The sequence below is a fragment of the Paraburkholderia humisilvae genome (assembly GCF_902859855.1).
Lineage (GTDB): Bacteria > Pseudomonadota > Gammaproteobacteria > Burkholderiales > Burkholderiaceae > Paraburkholderia > Paraburkholderia humisilvae.
Genome location: NZ_CADIKH010000281.1, coordinates 1 through 2029, shown reverse-complemented (window position 1 = coordinate 2029; position 2029 = coordinate 1). Strand labels below are relative to the sequence as shown.

The window sequence follows — 2029 nt, the reverse complement described above, 5'->3', positions numbered from 1 at the left end:
CACACCTGCCTCTGTACACTGCGGAGTCGACGGAAGTCGAATCCCAGAAAGCCGAAGCTCTCTGCCCGGTCCAGGTTAACGGTGCGGCTCTTCTCTTCATTGACCTCGACCCGCAGTTTGGCAAACTCTTCCCGAAGTCGCCTGGTCACCGCCCCCAGCAGCCACGCATGGCGCGCATGGGCATCGATCAGCACAACCAGATCGTCAGCGAATCGGGCATACTCGACGTAGGTGTACTTCCCGTTGCGCGTGGCTTCTTTCGCCCGCTCCAGCATTCGGTCTACCTCGGTGAGATAGATGTTACTGGGCAGCGGCGAAATCACCCCGCCTTGCGGAACGCCTTGTTTGCCCGACGCCGTCAGCATCCGTTTTAGCAGATGCATCACGTCGTCGTCCTTGATCCGACGCGCCACTTTTTCAAGCAGTAGATGATGCCGAACCGTGTCAAAGTAGGCGCGCAAATCAAGGTCTATGACGCGGGTCTTACACTGAACAATCGCCGGCGCCACCCGATGCACCGCTTCATGCGCGGTACGCTTGGGACGATATCCGTACGACCCCGGTTGGAAGTCTGCCTCGAAGATCGGCTCCAATATGAGCTTGAGCGCGCCCTGAACCACACGGTCACGGATAGCCGGAATCGAAAGGACACGGACCTTGCCCCCGTCCTTCGGTATTTCCTGCCGCCGCGATCGTAGCGGTACGTAGGCACGCCCGATCAGTTCGTTCCGTATCCACTCAAGAAACGCCTCCACGCCCTGCGTCTCGATGACCTCGAACGTCACCCCGTCGATACCCGGTGCGCCGTTGTTCTTTCTGGCCAGCGCATACGCTTCGCGCAGCGTTTCCATCTTGCAGACATGGACGTACAAACCCCAGAAACGCCAGGACGGTCCGCCCTTCGCCTTGACGTATATTCCTCGCCTCAGGTCCTGCAAACTGCTGGACGCTTTTGTCATTTCGTCCTTGCCTCCCATGTTGTCGAGGAAGTTACAAACAGCAGGGCCCCTTCGCTCCACCAGCGTTACCCGGCTTCACCGCTAGTACGGGCCCATCCGCCACCCTCTCGCCTTCGGTCCACTTCCCGGGTTCGCCGGTTATAGAACCTACCTTGCTCCGGCGATTTCGCGCCGGGGCGAGGAGGGCTTCTCCAGTTGCCCAGCATGTCCTTGTCATCGTGCCGTCGCTTCCACCCCGCCGAAGTGGTCTGGTCGTATCGGTCAGATTTCGGCCAGCCATGCTGCCTTCGCCCTACAGTTGCGGGCTCGGCCTTCGGGGCTTCTCACTTTCGAGGCCACATTCACGTTCATCTTCATTACGGCCCGATGACTCACGCATCCCCCTCGGGGACACCAGTCGATAGGCTTCAGAGTCCTGGTTTCCCGCCACCCTGCTATCCCAGCTACGGGGCCTCTGACTCCTACCCCGGCAGGACTGACTCCTGCTGAACATGCCAGCCTTAGCTGGACGCACAACCGTGCATGCGAGTTTCCCAGCACACGGCTCAAGCCGTCCGTCAGCCCGCAATCGGACCCGGCAGGTCACAACGTTGTCAGCAGCCATTGGCGCGGCGTTGGAAGTAAGGCGTCCATGCGGGGTCGAACGGGTTAGCGCCGGGTGATATTGCAACCCGTATCCACCCGGTTACAGGGTAGCCTTCGCTTTTTCCGCGTTCCTCTACCCGCTATGCCATCAGCCTTCCTTGCGGTTGGCCTGCCATCGCTGGCAGCACGTCGGGCTGACTTACCGTGTTCCACAAACATCACAACGAGTGGGTTAGGTCCTGCCTGTACACCGGTGGTCTGCCTGTCCGTGTGCTCCGTAGCAAAGGAGAGGAGCAACCGACCACTTACCGTTCTGGTTCAAGCCTGTCAGCATCTTTGGCTTGTCGTGCCTAACGATGCCTGCGGCAGTTCACATCTGTTGACCATGCCACTCAGCCTGGGATCCCACCCACGTCGATGCTCGCAGGTGACGTCTCCTCCTCGCGGAAGCTGACGCGGCCCGAAGGCCCGACACGTTGTCCCCG

General features: G+C 60.2%; 1 protein-coding gene. It reads right to left on the bottom strand.

Going from position 1 to position 2029, the window contains the following annotated elements; genetic code table 11:
* The coding region (locus HV796_RS41880; protein WP_175233496.1) for a reverse transcriptase domain-containing protein at positions 1–959 on the bottom strand (959 nt) is incomplete at its 3' end.
* Between the last annotated feature and the right edge of the window lie 1070 nt (positions 960–2029).